We start from the raw sequence: 14,793 nt of genomic DNA, 5'->3' as shown, positions 1-14,793 counted from the left end.
TCGAACCGTGAGGAGCGGGTATGGGCGAGCGCGTGCTGCGGGGCAGCCGACTGGGCGCGGTCAGCTACGAGTCGGACCGCAACACCGAATTCGCGCCGCGGCAGACGCGGGAGTTCTCCTGCGGCAACGGCCACCGGTTCGAGGTGCCGTTCGCGATGGACGCCGAGGTGCCCTCGACGTGGGAGTGCAAGTTCGACGGCAGCGTGGCGCGGCTGGTCGACGGCTCCGAGCCGGAGCAGAAGAAGGTCAAGCCGCCGCGTACGCACTGGGACATGCTCCTGGAGCGGCGCTCGATCGAGGAGCTCGAGGAGATCCTCGAGGAGCGGCTGGCCGAGGTCCGGGCCAAGCGCGGTCGCTGACCGGGCGGGCCCCTGATGGCGACGGGTCAGCAGCAGGTCGCCGGCCGGCTGGCGCTGGTCGTGCTGCTGCTGACCCTGCTTACTTTGGGCGCGTACGTCGCGCTCATCGTGGCGCAGGGCGGCGCGCCGGTCGCCTGGTTCACCGGCGGGCTGCTGTTGGCGGCCCTGCTGGCGGGGCAGGCCTGGCGCACCACCCGGCGCCGGACGGCCGCTCTGGTCGTGACCGGGGTCCTGCTGTGCGTGCTGGGCGTGCTGGCCCTGGCCACCATCGGGCTGCCGCTGCTCGCGGCCGGGGTGATCGCCTTCCTCGCCGCCGCCCGCGCCAGCGCTGCCACCAACACCGACTGACCCGCGCCGCGGGCGTTCACCGCGCATGATCGCGGGTTCGTGTCGGAAAGTGCGGTTCTGGCACCGCATGATCGCGGTCTCGTGTCCAGAAGTCTGGTCGGCCGCGGCATGATCGCGACTTCGTGTCGAAACCTGTGGTCCAGCTGCACTTTGTGACACGAACTCCTGATCATCGCACCGGCGGTGCCGGATGCTGGACCTCACGCCATCGCGGGCGCGGACCCGCCCCGATCGCGGGCGGGGGAGCCGGGGGCGGGTGGGTGTGCCATTGTCGGTGTGCGATGTCACGGTGCGTGAGCAGGTGGCCACCTGATGGCATTGCGAGCTGCGGAAACGCGGGTCGGAGGCGGCGGGTCACCGTCTGTCGTCACGGACCGCGACGCTCGGAGGCTTTCCGGACGCGGCGCTGTCGCGGTAGTCTGCGTTCCGGCCGCGCCCAGCCCCTCCGACCCCCGGCGGCCGCCGTCGCGCATCTCCCCCTCCGCGCGGCGGGCGACGGAAGGACCCTGTACGTGCCTGCCCCGGTGCGCCGCCCGCGTTCCCGTCCCGCGTCCCTGCTGGCCGCTGTGCTCGCCGCCGTCGTGCTGATCACCGGCTTCCCGGTGTCGGCGTACGCCGAGCCGAACGAGATCCCCAACGCGAAGATCGCCCAGCTGCGCCAGAACCTGGAGAGCGTCGCCGGGCAGTACATCGAGGCCGAGGCCGCGTTCGCGAAGGCGAAGAAGGAGCAGGTCGCGCTCAACCAGCGGCTGGCCGCGGCGGAGAACCGCTACACGCGCAGCCGGTCCGGCGTGGCCAAGTACGCCGCCGAGGCGTACAAGACGGGCCGGCTCGGCGTCGTCGGGGTCATGCTCAACGCGAACTCGCCCGACGACTTCCTCGGCCGCTCGGCCGCGCTGGAGCGGATGACCGCCCGCGACGAGGCCCGCATCGGCGAGATGGTCGCGGCCCGCAAGGAGATCCAGGAGGCGAAGGCGGCCGTCGACGCCGCCGTCGCCGAGCAGGCCAAGCAGACCAAGGAGATGGCCAAGCTGCGCAAGGCCGCCGAGAAGGCGCTGTCCGCGGTCGGCGGCGAGGCCACCAAGGGCTGGGTCGAGCCGGGTTCGCCGCTGGCGATCCCCGCGCCGCGCAACGCCGACGGCACCTGGCCGAAGGAGATCTGCAGCATCAACGACCCGACCCGGCCCGCCCCGGCGTGCATCACGCCGCGCCTGCTGCACGCCTACGAGCAGGCGCGCAAGGCGAACTTCAAGCGGTACACCGCGTGCTGGCGGCCGGGCGACATGTACGAGCACCCCAAGGGCCGCGCCTGCGACTTCGCCGTCGCGTCGGGCGGCGGCTTCGGCGGCACCGCCTCGGGCGACGCGCGCACCTACGGCAACCGGCTCGCGGCGTACTTCGTGAAGAACGCGAGCAGGCTGGGCGTGATGTACGTGATCTGGTTCTGCCAGGTGTGGCTGCCCAGCTCGGGGTGGCGGAAGTACTCGCCGACCGGCTCGAAGTGCGGTGACTCGCCGTCCAGCGACCACACCGACCACGTGCACCTGTCGGTGTACTGAGCTACTGCCCGGCCGCGCCGTCGATGCTCTCGCGCAGGAGATCGAGGTGGCCGCAGTGCCGTGCGGTCTCCTCGATCATGTGGGTCAGCGCGTACCGCAGCGTGAAGTGGTTGCCCTCGCCGCGGGCCCGCTCGTCCAGCCCGGCGCCCTCGGCGACCGTGCGGGATCGCGCGCACTCGGCCTCGTACGCCGCGACGAGGCCGGCGAGCGTGTCGCCCGGTTCGAGCGGGAACCCGCCGTGCGGCTGCTCCCCGCTCCACGGCCAGGGCAGGTCCAGCCCGGCGAAGTCGATGCCGAACCAGAAGCGCTCCACCCCGGTCAGGTGCTTGACCAGGCCCGCCGGGGTCAGCGCGGAGGCGGGCACCGGCCGGGAGAACGCCTGTGCGTCGGTCAGCCCGCTCACCTTGAGCACCACCGTCGCGCGCAGGAAGTCGAGCATGCCGGTGAGCGTCTGCCGCTCGGTGCCGTCCTCGGGTGGCCGGGTGCGCACCACCGGTGCGACAGGTTCGTCGATCATCCGGGCACCGTACGGGCGGGGGCTGACATTCCCGCCTCGCGTGGACAGAAATTCTCGTGTTGGGTGTAATGACGCGGCCGGTGGCGAGACCTACTAGCGACGAACCGCTACCTCGGGAGGCAGTCATGCGGTCAGACACATCCCTGGCCAGGGCCGCCGCGGCAGGAGACCGTGAAGCCTTCGACCGGCTGTACCGCATGTACCGCCCCGGCCTGCTCGGCTTCGTGTACCGGCAGGTCGGCGACCACCACCTCGCCGAGGACCTGGTGCAGGAGACCTTCCTGATCGCCTGGCGCGACCTGGCCAAGCTGCGTGACCCGCAGGCGGTGCGGACCTGGCTGTTCTCCATCGCGTACAAGCGGTCGATGAGCGCCGTGGCGCAGACCGTGCCCGCGCCGCTGCCCGACGCCACCCTGCTGCCCGACGACGCCCCCGGCCGCCACCCCGAGCGCGCCGCCGAGCAGCGCGAGGCCGCCGAGCTGGTCTGGGCCGCCGCGCACGGCCTCCAGCCGCGCCAGCGCGCCGTGCTGGAGCTGGCCGTGCGCTGGGAGCTGTCCAGCCGGGAGATCGGCGAGGTGCTCGGCGTCGGCACCGCCCACGCCGCGGTCCTGGTGCACCGCTCCCGGACGGCCCTCGGCGGGGCGGTGCGCACCGTGCTCATCGCCCGCCGGCACGGCCGCTGCGCCGGGCTCGACGCGATCGTGCACGGCCGCCGCCGCCTCACCTCCCGCGAGCGCTCCCGCGTCGAGCGGCACGTGCGCGACTGCGGTCAGTGCCGCCGCCTCAGCGCGCACAACGGGGCGTACGCGCTGCTCGCCGCGCTGTTCGTGCTAGCCGACGGGCCGGTGCCCGGCGCCGCGCCGGTGCGGACCGGGGGGTGGTCGCTCGCGCTGCCCGCCAAGATCGCGTTCGCGTGCGCCGCCACGGCGGCCGCGGTGGCCGGGGTGTACGCGATCGGCCCGCTGCCCGGCGGCGCCGAGGTCGACGGCACGGGCCTCGCCGCGGCGGTCACCGGGCCCGTCGGGTCCACGCCGGGCGCCTCCGTCGCGCCGTCGTCGGCGTACCCGAGCGTCGCCGCCTCGCCGACGCTGTCACCGTCGGCGAAGCCCAGCCCCAGCAAGGCGCCGACCACCCTGGAAGGGCAGATGCTCGCGCTGGTCAACGACGCGCGCAGGAAGGCCGGCTGCAAGGCGCTGCGGGCCGAGCCGAAGCTGGACAAGGCGGCCCGCGGGCACAGCGCGGACATGGCCAAGCGCGACTACTTCTCCCACGAGACCCCCGAAGGCGTCACCCCGTGGGACCGCGCCCGCGCCGCCGGCTACGACACGCCCTCGGCCGAGAACATCGCCGCCGGCAACGCCACCGCCAAGGCCACCTTCCAGCAGTGGATGAACTCCAAGGGCCACAAGGCCAACATCCTCAACTGCTCGTCCAAGTCCATGGGGGTGGGCCGCGCCACCGGCGGCACCTACCGCTACTACTGGACCCAGATGTTCGGCTTCAAGTGACCCGCCCGTGATCTTCGCCGCACGGTGGGGGCGCGCGGTCGCCGCGGGCCTAGGCTGCTGGACATCTGGTACCGAGGGACCGGGTGGGCGGCGACCGGACGGCGGCGACCAGGCCCGGGGAAGGCGTGGCGCATGGACTGGACGCTCGGCCTCGGCGAGTCGCTGGTGGTGCTGGCCGCGGGCGCGGCGGCGGGTGGCATCAACGCGGTGGTCGGCTCCGGCACGCTGGTGACCTTCCCGGTGCTGCTGGCCCTGGGCTACCCGCCGGTGGTCGCCAACGTCTCCAACACCGTCGGCCTGGTGCCGGGCTCGCTGTCGGGGGCGTACGCCTACCGTAAGGACCTCGCCGGGCACGGCCCGCTGCTGCTGCGGCTGGGCACCGCCTCGGTGCTCGGCGCGATCGTGGGCGCGGTGCTGCTGCTGTGGCTGCCGCCGGGCGCGTTCAAGGCGATCGTGCCGGTGCTGATCGGCCTGGCGCTGGTGCTGGTCGTCGCGCAGCCCTGGCTGGCCCGCCGGCTGGCCGCCCGGCAGCCGGACCGCGCGCACCGGGTCGGGCCGCTGCTGCTGCTCGGCGTCTTCGGCGCGGGCGTGTACGGCGGCTACTTCGGCGCGGCCCAGGGCGTGCTGCTGCTCGGGCTGCTCGGCGTGCTGCTCTCCACCGACCTGGTCTGGGTCAACGGGATCAAGAACCTGCTGGCGGGCCTGGTGAACGGGGTCGCCGCGCTGCTGTTCATCGCGCTCGGCATGGTCGCCTGGCAGCCCGCGCTGCTGATCGCGGCCGGTTCGGTCGTCGGCGGCCTCGTCGGCGGCCGCTGGGGCCGCCGCCTGCCCCCCACCGCCCTGCGCGCCCTCATCGTCGTCATCGGCCTGGCCGCCATCACCCAACTCCTCACCTGACCCCCACCCGCCCCGCCCGCCCTCCCTGACCGTCCGCCGCGGCCCGCCGCCGCGCCTAGATCATCCAACTTGCCTGGCACTCGGGCGTATCTTGCGCGCGCATTCGCCCGATTGCCTGGCAAGTTGCGCGATCATGAGCCGGGGGCGGGTGGTCAGGGGGTGGGGCGGGCGGCGGCGGCCTTGCGGGCGCGGTAGGCGGTGACGGCGGCGCGGTTGCCGCAGCCGGTGTCGCAGAAGCGCTTCGAGCGGTTCTTGGACAGGTCGACCACGACGTTGCCGCAGCCGGGCAGCTCGCAGATGCGCAGGCGGCTCAGTTCACCGGCACGTACCACGTCGACCAGGGCCATCGCGGCCTCGACCGCCATCCGGGCGGCCAGCGGCGCGTCGGACGGGGTGGCGTGCAGGTGGTAGTCCCACTCGTCGTGCTTGACCAGCTGGGGGAGTGCGTTCGTCTCGCGCAGCAGCGCGTTGACGATCTCGACGATCCCGTCCTTGCCGGCCTCGCCCAGCTCCCAGATCCGGCGCAGCCGGGGGCGCAGCTCGTGCACCCCGCGCAGCTCGGCGGCGGTGTGCTCGCGGCGGCCGGTCCACCCGTACGTCTGGAAGAACTCGTCGAGCGCGGCCATGTCGGGCAGCTTCTCGCCGTCGGAGCCGGTGGTGTTGACCAGCGCCGCCGCCGCGACGAGCGCGACCTCGGTGTCATGGGCAAAGAGCATCTTGACTCCTGTCAACGGGCTCGGCTACTGTCATGAGCATAGCGGTGTTTTACTTATTACGCGTATGTCGGCCACGGCCGCGCCGCGTGCTCCGATCCGTGGTGAGTTCCATGCAGACCCAACGCTCCGCAGGCGTCGGCCTGGGCCTGGCCCTGCTGTCCGCGGCCACGTTCGGGACGTCCGGCACGTTCGCCCGCTCGCTGATCGAGGCGGGCTGGTCGGCCGAGGCCGCGGTCGCGGCGCGGGTGGGCATCGCCGCCCTCCTGCTCGCCGTGCCCACCGTGCTCGCGCTGCGCGGCAGGTGGCACGTGCTGCGCCGCAACCTGAGCAGCGTCGGCCTGTTCGGGCTGCTCGCCGTCGCGGGCGCGCAGGTCGGTTTCTTCAACGCCGTCCGATACCTGCCCATCGGGGTCGCTCTGCTCCTGGAATACCTCGGCATCATCCTCGTCGTGTTCTGGATGTGGGCGCGGCACGGCCAGCGTCCGCGTCGGCTGACCCTGGCCGGGTCCGCCGCGGCCATCGTGGGCCTGTTCTTCGTGCTGGACCTCACCGGGTCGGACCGCATCGACCCGGTCGGCGTGCTGTGGGGGCTGGGCGCGGCGGTCGGCCTGGCGGCGTACTTCGTGCTGTCGGCGCGGGTCGACGAGCAGCTGCCGTCGGTCGCCATGGCCAGCAGCGGCATGGCCGTCGGCGCGGTGGTGCTGCTGGCGCTGGGCGCGTTCGGCGCGCTGCCGCTGCGGGCGCACTTCGGCGAGGTGGTGTTCGCCGGGCAGACGGTGAGCTGGCTGGTGCCGATCGTGGGACTGTCCCTGGTCGCCGCGGTGATCTCGTACGTGGCCGGCATCGGCGCGGCCCGGATCCTGGGCGCCCGGCTGTCCTCGTTCGTCGGGCTGACCGAGGTGCTGTTCGCGGTGCTGTTCGCCTGGCTGTTCCTGGGCGAGCTGCCGGTGGCGGTCCAGCTGCTGGGCGGCGTCCTGATCATCGGCGGCGTGATCCTGGTCCGCATCGACGAGCTGCGCACCCCGGCCCCGGCCACGGCCACGGCGCTCCCGTCCGAGCCCGAGCCGGCACTCGCGGGCCGGCCCCGCTGACCATCCGGCCACCCCACCGGCGCCGCGCGTCCCGCCGGGCCGCGCGCCGGGCGGGCTCCAGGTAAGGAAGGGCACCTTCTTAACGCTATGCGTAGAAGAAGGTGCCCTTCTTAACCACCGGCCACCGGCACCAGGCCGGGCGGTCGCGCGTTGATCGCCGTTTTGTGTCAGAAGGTGGGTTGGGAGCCGAGGTTTGGACACGAGACCGCGATCTTGACGCGGGCGGCGGTGCGCCGGGGGAGCGCGCCGGGGGAGCCAGCCGGGGAGCCCGCCGGACGGTGGCCCGAAGCTGGGAGCGGGCTCAGCCGCCGGGGATACAGTGGTAGGCCGCTGACCTGGGGAGATCGCTCATAGGAGCGCGGAATGCAGGCCGATACCTCCGACCGGCCGCGACGACCGGAGATGGCGTTACGGCACCGGGCGCGAGCCCGCTGGCTGGCCGCGTCGTGGCCGAACCCGGCGCGGCTGCTCACGCCGCTGGCGCGGGTCGGGCCGCGGCTGACCGTGGCCTTCCTGTCGGTGGCGCTGCTGCTGCCGCTGATCGGCCTGGTCGCGGTGAACGAGCAGTACCGGGCAAGCCTGCACGCGGCGCAGATCGAGGCCGAGAATGTCGCCGAGCAGGTCGCGCACACCGTGGCCCAGCCCGCCGAACCCGGCCGCCCGGTGCTCTACCAGCAGCCCGCCCAGCTGCAGCGCTACGTCAGCGGCGTACAGCGGGACGACGGCCGCGACCTGGAGATAGTCGGCCTGGACCGGCGGATCCTGGCCGACGCGCTGCCGGACGACCAGGGCCGCCTGTTCACGCTCGACGGCGGCGGCGAGGTGGCGGCGACCATGCGGGACGGGAAGCCGCGCTCGTTCCTGGAGATCAGCCCCGACTTCCCGGACGGCATCGAGGTGATGGCGGTGCCGCTGCGCACCGCGCACGACTCGATCGTGGGCGCGGTGCTGCTGGAGTACACCCCGCTGCACCGGGAGCTGCTCGCCGCGGGCGGCGTGACCAGGCAGGTCATCGTCGCCGCGAGCCTCACCGGGATGGCCGCCGCGCTGATGCTCGGCTACCTGCTGTCCCGGGACCTGGTGCGGGACCTGCGCGGGCTGACCCGGACGGCGCACCTGCTGGCGGCCGGCGACGACGCGGCGCGGGCCCGGGTCGGCTCGCGCGGCGAGCTGGGGGAGCTGGCGGCGGCGTTCAACGACATGGCAAGGCGGATCGCGGCGCAGAAGGCGACCTTGACCGAGCAGGCCGTACGCGATCCGCTGACCGGCCTGCACAACCGGCGCGCGTTCACCCAGCGGCTGGACGAGACGCTGGCCCGGTCGAGGCGTTCCGGCGCGCCGATGGCGCTGCTGATGCTGGACCTGGACCACTTCAAGGACGTCAACGACCGGTACGGCCACCCGGCCGGGGACCAGGCGCTGCGTACCGTGGCCGCGCTGCTGGCGCGGGAGCTGCGGGCGGTGGACGTGGCGGCGCGGCTCGGCGGGGAGGAGTTCGGGGTGCTGCTGCCGGGCAGCGATCAGGATGAGGCGGTGCTCGTCGCCGAGCGGCTGCGGCTGGCGATCGCACGCTGCCCGATCGTGTGCGCGAGCGTCACGCTCACGGTCACCACGAGCATCGGGGTGGTGTCGTACCCGCGCCACGCGCGCACCGCCGACGAGCTGTCACGGCTCGCCGATGAGGCGCTTTACCTGGCCAAACGTGGCGGAAGGGATCGGGTGTGCGGGCCGTCCGGACCGGATCAGGGGCGGTCTGGGCAGCGGTGAGCGCGGGAGCCGGTTCCGTTGGAGAATCGTGATCCGACACCGGGCCGTGGCACCACTACTATGCGAGCGTGATTCACGTTCCCCCGGTCCGGAAGCCGTACCCCCTGCTTGCCGCCGCCGTCGTCCTGCTGCTGCTCGGCGCGGGCGTGGCCTGGGGCGTCGGGGACGCGCTCGGCCTGAGCCACACCCCGGCCGCCGTGCCGCGCGAGGACCTCGCCGCCGCGCCGCCGCGCGCGGTCGCCCCGCCACCGCGGCTCACCACCATCACCGTGCCGGACGATCTCCGCACGACCAAGGCCGCCACCGCCGTCGCCGACGCGCTCGCGGCTCGCGGCCTGCCCCGCCCGGCCGTGACCCCGGTGCCCGTGCCGCGGCCCGCGACGCCCACGTCGGGCGCGACGGCGACCACCGGGTCGACCGGCGCGGCGGGCTCGACGACGGCGGGCTCCACGACGGCCACGCAGAACACCGGCGCACAGCCCGGTGCCGCACCTGACCTTTCTGCGGTACGCGGCCTGCGCGCGAGCGTGCTCCCGGCCCTCGACGCCGCGCCGGAGTCGTACCGAATCGGCGTGCGCGGGTCTGAGCTGGCCGTCGACGGGACCGACGTCGCCGGGACGGCCGCCGGGCTGTACCGGCTGGCCGACCGGATCCGCTCCGGTGCCGAGCCGCTGCCCGCCGCCGACGTCGGACGCCTGGTCACGCCCCGGCTCGGGTTGCGGCTGACCGACGCGGGGTCGGTGGGCCGCGAGCCCGATGCGGCGCGGTTCGCCGCGGGTGACGACTACAACCTGAACACCGACGTGGTGAAGGAGGCGCTGCTGCCCCGGGCGCCGTGGGTGGACGCGAACGCGGTGTCGCGCATCTCCGCGCAGTTCCGGCAGTTCGTCGACCACTCGGTGGCGCAGGGCTACAACGGCGTGGTGGTGCCCGGCTTCCTGGAGTACGTGACGTTCGCGAAGGTCGGCGACGGCCGCGCCGTCTACCCGGCCGGGGACACCCACGTCGAGCAGGCCAGGGCGATGGTCGCCGCGTTCGGCCCCGTCTTCCGGTATGCCGAGGACATGGGCGTGAAGGTCTTCATGCTCACCGACATGCTCGCGGTGTCGCCGCCGCTGGAGGCGTACCTGACGCGGACCGTCGGCGGCCTGGACGTGGCCGACCCCCGGCTGTGGGCCGTCTACCAGGCCGGGCTCTCCGAGCTTTTCGAGAGCATGCCCTTCGTGGACGGGCTGATGATCCGCATCGGCGAGGGCGGCGAGGTGTACGCCGAGGACGGCTGGGACTACTCGTCCAAGCTCGCCGTCACCACCGACGCGTCCGTGCGCGCGATGCTGCGGGCGATGCTCGACACGGCGGGCGCGGCGAACAAGGAGGTCATCTTCCGCACCTGGACCGTGGGCGTCGGCGCGGTGGGCGACCTGCACACCAACCCGGAGTCGTACGCGCAGGTGCTGGGCGGGTTCGACGACCCGCACCTGATCGTGTCCACCAAGTACACCCTCGGCGACTTCTACAGCCACCTGCCGCTGAACACGACCCTGCTGCAGGGCGAGCACCGGCGCATCGTGGAGTTCCAGGCCCGGCGCGAGTTCGAGGCGTTCGGCTCGCTGCCCAACGACCTCGGCCCGCTGCACCGGCAGGCGCTGCGCGAGTTCCTCGCCGCCAACCCGAAGGTCGAGGGCGTCTGGAACTGGACCCAGGACGGCGGCCCGCTGCGCGCCGGCCCGATGTCGCTCTACCTGCGCACCGGCTTCTGGCAGCTGTACGACCTCAACACGTACGCCGTCGCGCGTTTCGCGTGGGACCCGGACGCCGACCCGGCGCAGGTCACGGCGGACTGGGCGTACCGCACGTTCTCCGGCGACCCGGCCACGGTGGCCGCGATCGGGCAGGCCATGGCGCTGTCCCGGCAGGCGGTGACGCGGGGGCTGTACGTGGGGCCGTACGCGGACAAGACCGTGAAGGCGCTCGGCCTGGAGCCGCCGCCGATGATGTGGATCTTCGAGTGGGACATCCCGACCGGCGACTCCGCCGCGCTGGACAGCATCTACGCGGTCACCGGGGGCCGGATCGAGGCCGCTGTGGACGAGGGCGCCGAGGCCGTCACGCTGGCCCGCCGCATGCGCGACCTGGTCGCCGCGACCGACCCGGCGACCTGGCGCGACGCCGGGCTGCGCGAGCAGTTCACCAGCACTTTGGACTACCAGGTGAACCTGTTCGAGACGCTGGGCGCGTACCGGACCATGGTGCTGCGGCACGCGCAGTGGCTGGACACCGGCTCGCGCCAGGCGAAGGACGGCTGGCGGCTGGCCGAGACGGCGTACCAGGGCGCGCGCGACGTGCACCGGCAGCGCTACGGCACTGACCTGGACCTGCCGGCGTACAACTTCACCGCCGCCGACCTGGGGGCCGAGCGCGCCGACCGGGACCCGGCCATGGCGTGGGCGGCGCGGGCGCTGCTGGCGCTGCTCCTGATCGTGGTGCTGCTCGGGCTGCGCGGGCGCGGCTTCGGCGGCGCGGCCTGCCGGGCGCTGCTGCTCGGCGCGGTCCGGCCGTGGCGGGTCTCCGCGCTGCCCGCTCCTGAGCCGAAGTCGGACCGGGTGCTCGTGTGGCTGATCCCGGCCGTGGTGCTGGTGGCCTCCCGGGCGGTCTTCACCTGGTTCGCCGCCCCGGCCCACCTGCTGGTGACCCTCGGCGGATGGTTGCTGTTCGCCCTGGTGGTACGCCTGATCGTGGGCAGGCGCGACCCGTTCCACCTGTGGGCCGTGGTCGGCGGCGTCGCGCTGCTGCGCAGCGTGCTGCTGCTGGCGGCGCTCGCCGGGCGGGGGCCGGGCAAGTACTGGTTCGCGTTCTGGACCGCGCCGACCCTGCGCACGGTCTACGTCACGGTCGCGTTCGCCGGGTTCTGCTGGCTGTTCGTGGCCACCGCGCTGGTCCTGCGCGACCGGTACGGCCTGCTCCGCCGCCGCGCCGTCGGCCTGACGCTGACCGCCGCGGGCGTGCCGCTCGGCCTGCTCGCGGGCCTGGTGGCGCTGATCGGCCTGGAGAAGGCGCTGACGGTGTGGAACGACCAGCTGGCGCTGCTGCCGTGGGGCCTGTCCCGCATCCTCGGCATCACCGTCTACCTGGGCATCCCCGCCGACCTGCCGCTGTACGCCGCAGTCGCCGGGGCCGCCCTGGCGCTCCTCGGCCTGCTCCTGTCCATCGGCCGCAGCCGCCCAGCGGCTGAAGCCACAGACTGACGGCCTCCGGCGGTTAGGAAGGGCACCTTCTTATACGCATAGCGTTAAGAAGGTGCCCTTCCTTTCAGAAGTAGTCGTGGAGGGTGGGGGTGGGGCCGGCGGTGGCGGTGCGGAGGAGGTCGTCGCTCGCGGGGTCGCCGCCGGTGAGGAAGCCGGTGCGGCGGAGCTGGTCGGGGGAGGCGGCGCCCGCGTACCAGGCGGCCAGGCCGCGCGGGGTGAGGCGGATAGCGCCGGTGCCGCCGGGCTCCAGCCGGGCCTCGCCGCCGTCCACCACGAAGCGGTAGTCGCCCTGGTGCCAGGGGCAGACGTCGTCGGTGAGGGAGAGGTCGGCCGCGCCGGACAGGTGGCGGGGCCAGCCGCGTGCGGCGATCGCGGCGGGGGCGTCGACCACGCGGAGCATCCAGGGCTGGGCGGAGGCGACCTTCGCGTCCACGCGGGCCAGCAGCGACCACACCGGGTCCTCGGCGCCCAGGCGGAGCACGATGGTCGGGGCGACGCTGGCCCAGCCGCCGAGCATCGCCAGCAGCGTGCGCGTCGCCTCGGGGGTGGCGCCGATCAGGTCGTCGACGGTGAGCTTGCCGCTCGCGTCGTAGCCGGGGCCGCGGTCCCAGCTCGCGTACCCGACGAGGTCGCCCGCGCCGTCGAGCGCGACGGTGAAGCCGTGGTATTCGGCCAGCAGCTTCGCCGGGGTCGCCGCCGCGAACAGGGTCCCGGAGCGCTCCATCAGCCCGGTGCCCGCGCGCGCCACCCGGCGGTACAGCTCGTACACCGCCGGGATGTCGGCTTCGGTGGCGGGCCGCAGCGTGATCTTCGGATCGGGCCGGATCTCGGCCAGCACCCGCGCGGCCACCGTGTGGTAGGTCAGCGTGCCGATCTCCTCCCAGCCCAGCGCCCGGTACGGCAGCGGCGTGGTGTCGAACAGCGAGCTGAGCGCCGCGCCTCGCTCCCGGGCGCCGGACAGCAGGCTCGTCAGCACCAGCCGGCCCAGGCCGCGCCCGCGCTGCTCGGCCGCGACGGCCACCCCGGCGACCCCGCTGACCGGCACCACCCGGCCGCCGAACCACTGGCCCTGCTCCCGGTCCACCGCCTTGGCGACCAGCCGCCCCGCCTCGTCGAACACGCCCAGCGTGGTCCGGCCCGGCGCGCTGGCCGCCCAGCCGTCCGGGATGGCCTGCTCGTGATATCCGAACGCCAGGCTGCCCAGATCCCACGCGAGCCTGTGCTCCTCCGGCCGCACCGGCCGCACCTCATACGTCACGCGCCACATCCTGCCAGTCCGGCCACCCCCGGTCCCCTGGTTATCGGCGTCAGGAGAGCGCGTCGATCAGGCTGGTCAGGGCGGTGACCAGGCGGGGGAGTCCGTCGTGCGGGGCGCCGCCGGGTTCGGTGGCGTACACGTCGCGGCGGATCTCCACCATCAGCGCCGTCACCCGGGCGTCGGTGCCGTAGTGCTTGAGCGGGACGTAGCAGCCGGCGAAGGGGGTGTCGAGGGCGATCTCGTAGCCGGAGAACGCCTCCCGGGCGGCGGCGCGCAGGCGGGGTGGGGTGTGCGCGGTGTCGGTGCCCAGGCAGATCGGCGGCCGGGGGCCGTCGCCGTGCAGCTCGTACGGCAGCGCCTGGGACGGGTAGGAGTGCACGTCGATCACGATCGCCCGCCCGGTCGCGGCCAGCCGCTCGTCGACCAGCGCCGTCATGGCCGCCGCGTACGGGTGGAAGTGCGCGTCCAGCAGCCGCCGCTCCAGCTCCGGATCCGGGTCGCGCAGCGGCTCGCCGTGGGAGGTGCGGGTGTACACCGCGCCCATGCCGACGGCCCGCATCACCTCGCGGTCGTCGGGGAAGCGCTCCGGGTCCACGATGAGCCGCGACCACTCGTTGACGAACGACCACGGCCGCAGGCGGGCCGCATCCGCCGCGCCCTGCGCGATGAGGTCGGTGTGCGCGTCGGTAATGTGGTCCAGCTCGGCGGCCAGCGCCGAGCCGTCCAGCAGCAGGCCGGCCGCGGCCGGGTCGCCTACCCGCCGGGAGGCGTGCGGCACGTGCAGGATCACCGGCGAGGAAGCGTCGCCGGGCGCGACCCGGAACACCGGAACGGACAAGGTCACCCTCCTGAAGATCGAATCGCGGGTGACGGTAGCCAACGGGTGCGACACCGCGCGGTCAGCCCCAGGGGCGCAGCTCCGGCGCGGGCGCGCGGCCCAGCATCCAGGCGGCCAGGGCACGCTCGTCGGCGCGTCCGGCCAGGCCCGCGAGCAGCTCCGGCAGCCACCGGGCGACCAGCCCGTCCGGCCACTGCTGCCAGCCGTAGCCCAGGCCGAGGTCGGCGTGGTGCACCTCGACCTCGCGCCAGCGCGCGAACAGCAGGTACGTCGCCGGGATCAGGCGGCCGTCACCGGCCTTCACCTGCCCCTGCCACACCTCGGCCGGGGTGCGCGCGAACGCCGCCTCGACGGCCGCGTCGGCGGCGAGCACGTCGGCGATCAGCTCCGCCGCGCCGCGCCCCTGCCCGTCCTCGATCTCGGCGGCCCGTCCCGGCTGGCCGCCCTCGTACTGCTCGACCAGCTCGCCCCGGGCCGCCCCGTCGAGCCGCCGGACCACGCTGTCGGCGTTGCGGGCCAGGTGGGTGAGCACGTGGCCGACGGTCCAGCCGGGCAGCAGGCTCGGTGCGCGCACCGCCGCGTCGTCGAGACCGTCCAGGGTCTGGTGCAGCCGGGCGTGCGCCTGGGCGCAGGCCGCCAGGTCGGCGCTGATGTCGGTTTCGGACATGCCGCCCATTGTTCCAGCGCGCT

The 14,793-nt window shown here is 74.0% G+C and carries 13 protein-coding genes; 8 read left to right on the top strand and 5 right to left on the bottom strand.

Going from position 1 to position 14,793, the window contains the following annotated elements; genetic code table 11:
• Positions 1–20 precede the first annotated feature (20 nt).
• From Cba03nite_RS12400 to Cba03nite_RS12390, 3 genes are all read left to right on the top strand, one after another.
• Positions 21–359 (top strand): RNA polymerase-binding protein RbpA, encoded by a 339-nt coding sequence (locus Cba03nite_RS12400; protein WP_203745364.1) that lies wholly within the window; start codon positions 21–23, stop codon positions 357–359.
• 15 nt (positions 360–374) lie between these two features.
• Complete coding sequence (locus Cba03nite_RS12395; protein ID WP_203745362.1) at positions 375–707, top strand: hypothetical protein; 333 nt, start codon at positions 375–377, stop codon at positions 705–707.
• Between the two features lie 512 nt (positions 708–1,219).
• Positions 1,220–2,266, top strand: a complete 1,047-nt coding sequence (locus Cba03nite_RS12390; RefSeq protein WP_239125671.1) for a coiled-coil domain-containing protein — start codon at positions 1,220–1,222, stop codon at positions 2,264–2,266.
• Position 2,267: 1 nt separating this feature from the next.
• Here the strand turns inward: Cba03nite_RS12390 and Cba03nite_RS12385 are convergent, their stop codons facing one another.
• The gene (locus tag Cba03nite_RS12385) at positions 2,268–2,783 is read right to left on the bottom strand and encodes a DinB family protein (RefSeq protein ID WP_203745360.1); all 516 of its coding nucleotides are present in this window, start codon (positions 2,781–2,783) and stop codon (positions 2,268–2,270) included.
• A 125-nt stretch (positions 2,784–2,908) separates the two neighbouring features.
• Between Cba03nite_RS12385 and Cba03nite_RS12380 the strand changes: the two genes are divergently transcribed.
• Both Cba03nite_RS12380 and Cba03nite_RS12375 read left to right on the top strand, forming a co-directional pair.
• Positions 2,909–4,291 (top strand): sigma-70 family RNA polymerase sigma factor, encoded by a 1,383-nt coding sequence (locus Cba03nite_RS12380; protein WP_203745358.1) that lies wholly within the window; start codon positions 2,909–2,911, stop codon positions 4,289–4,291.
• A 132-nt stretch (positions 4,292–4,423) separates the two neighbouring features.
• Positions 4,424–5,188, top strand: a complete 765-nt coding sequence (locus Cba03nite_RS12375; RefSeq protein WP_203745356.1) for a sulfite exporter TauE/SafE family protein — start codon at positions 4,424–4,426, stop codon at positions 5,186–5,188.
• Positions 5,189–5,340: 152 nt separating this feature from the next.
• Here the strand turns inward: Cba03nite_RS12375 and Cba03nite_RS12370 are convergent, their stop codons facing one another.
• Positions 5,341–5,904 (bottom strand): CGNR zinc finger domain-containing protein, encoded by a 564-nt coding sequence (locus Cba03nite_RS12370; protein ID WP_203745354.1) that lies wholly within the window; start codon positions 5,902–5,904, stop codon positions 5,341–5,343.
• Between the two features lie 110 nt (positions 5,905–6,014).
• Here Cba03nite_RS12370 and Cba03nite_RS12365 point away from each other — a divergent pair, with 110 nt between their 5' ends.
• The 3 genes from Cba03nite_RS12365 to Cba03nite_RS12355 all read left to right on the top strand — a co-directional run bounded on the left by Cba03nite_RS12365 (position 6,015) and on the right by Cba03nite_RS12355 (position 12,007).
• On the top strand, positions 6,015–6,995 hold the full coding sequence (locus Cba03nite_RS12365; protein WP_203745352.1) for an EamA family transporter: 981 nt from the start codon (positions 6,015–6,017) through the stop codon (positions 6,993–6,995).
• Between the two features lie 363 nt (positions 6,996–7,358).
• The gene (locus tag Cba03nite_RS12360; RefSeq protein WP_203745351.1) at positions 7,359–8,762 is read left to right on the top strand and encodes a GGDEF domain-containing protein; all 1,404 of its coding nucleotides are present in this window, start codon (positions 7,359–7,361) and stop codon (positions 8,760–8,762) included.
• A 68-nt stretch (positions 8,763–8,830) separates the two neighbouring features.
• Positions 8,831–12,007 (top strand): hypothetical protein, encoded by a 3,177-nt coding sequence (locus Cba03nite_RS12355; protein ID WP_203745350.1) that lies wholly within the window; start codon positions 8,831–8,833, stop codon positions 12,005–12,007.
• 64 nt (positions 12,008–12,071) lie between these two features.
• Here Cba03nite_RS12355 and Cba03nite_RS12350 read toward each other — a convergent pair whose 3' ends face one another.
• From Cba03nite_RS12350 to Cba03nite_RS12340, 3 genes are read right to left on the bottom strand one after another with little or no spacing between them, the layout of a single operon-like run.
• Positions 12,072–13,265: a GNAT family N-acetyltransferase gene (locus Cba03nite_RS12350; protein WP_203745349.1), complete on the bottom strand. Its 1,194-nt coding sequence runs from the start codon at positions 13,263–13,265 to the stop codon at positions 12,072–12,074.
• Positions 13,266–13,314: 49 nt separating this feature from the next.
• Positions 13,315–14,109: an N-formylglutamate amidohydrolase gene (locus tag Cba03nite_RS12345; RefSeq protein WP_239125670.1), complete on the bottom strand. Its 795-nt coding sequence runs from the start codon at positions 14,107–14,109 to the stop codon at positions 13,315–13,317.
• A 55-nt stretch (positions 14,110–14,164) separates the two neighbouring features.
• The gene (locus Cba03nite_RS12340) at positions 14,165–14,770 is read right to left on the bottom strand and encodes a maleylpyruvate isomerase N-terminal domain-containing protein (protein ID WP_203745348.1); all 606 of its coding nucleotides are present in this window, start codon (positions 14,768–14,770) and stop codon (positions 14,165–14,167) included.
• Positions 14,771–14,793 lie beyond the last annotated feature (23 nt).

Origin of the sequence: Catellatospora bangladeshensis (assembly GCF_016862575.1) — a bacterium.
In the GTDB taxonomy this organism is placed as follows: domain Bacteria; phylum Actinomycetota; class Actinomycetes; order Mycobacteriales; family Micromonosporaceae; genus Catellatospora; species Catellatospora bangladeshensis.
This window is presented reverse-complemented; position numbering and strand designations above follow the sequence as displayed.

Coding starts and splice junctions, on each gene's coding strand:
- Cba03nite_RS12400 (WP_203745364.1), top strand. CDS start 21: ATGGGCGAGCGCGTGCTGCGGGGCAGCCGACTGGGCGCGGTCAGCTAC.
- Cba03nite_RS12395 (WP_203745362.1), top strand. CDS start 375: ATGGCGACGGGTCAGCAGCAGGTCGCCGGCCGGCTGGCGCTGGTCGTG.
- Cba03nite_RS12385 (WP_203745360.1), bottom strand. CDS start 2,783: ATGATCGACGAACCTGTCGCACCGGTGGTGCGCACCCGGCCACCCGAG.
- Cba03nite_RS12380 (WP_203745358.1), top strand. CDS start 2,909: ATGCGGTCAGACACATCCCTGGCCAGGGCCGCCGCGGCAGGAGACCGT.
- Cba03nite_RS12375 (WP_203745356.1), top strand. CDS start 4,424: ATGGACTGGACGCTCGGCCTCGGCGAGTCGCTGGTGGTGCTGGCCGCG.
- Cba03nite_RS12370 (WP_203745354.1), bottom strand. CDS start 5,904: ATGCTCTTTGCCCATGACACCGAGGTCGCGCTCGTCGCGGCGGCGGCG.
- Cba03nite_RS12365 (WP_203745352.1), top strand. CDS start 6,015: ATGCAGACCCAACGCTCCGCAGGCGTCGGCCTGGGCCTGGCCCTGCTG.
- Cba03nite_RS12360 (WP_203745351.1), top strand. CDS start 7,359: ATGCAGGCCGATACCTCCGACCGGCCGCGACGACCGGAGATGGCGTTA.
- Cba03nite_RS12340 (WP_203745348.1), bottom strand. CDS start 14,770: ATGTCCGAAACCGACATCAGCGCCGACCTGGCGGCCTGCGCCCAGGCG.